A 277-nucleotide genomic window follows, 5' to 3' on the forward strand; every position below is an offset into this window, starting at 1 on the left:
CCTTAGAATACTCATCTCGCCCACCTGTGTCGGTTTGCGGTACGGTCCTGTTAAACTGAAGCTTAGAGGCTTTTCTTGGAACCACTTCCGATTGCTTCTTCACCTAAGTGAATGGCCTCGCACCCTTGAATTCCGCGCCCGGATTTGCCTAAGCGCCTTCTCCAATGCAAGGACCGGGACTTCCAACACCCGGACAACCTTCCGCGATCCGTCCCCCCATCGCATTTAACAATGGTGCAGGAATATTAACCTGCTTCCCATCAGCTACGCATTTCTG

1 rRNA gene is annotated in these 277 nt (G+C 52.3%); it reads right to left on the bottom strand.

Going from position 1 to position 277, the window contains the following annotated elements:
• Positions 1 to 277, bottom strand: a 23S ribosomal RNA gene (locus tag RV1423_RS28375); the annotation flags it as partial.

This window comes from Herbaspirillum sp. RV1423, from assembly GCF_000577615.1.
Classification (GTDB): domain Bacteria; phylum Pseudomonadota; class Gammaproteobacteria; order Burkholderiales; family Burkholderiaceae_D; genus Herbaspirillum.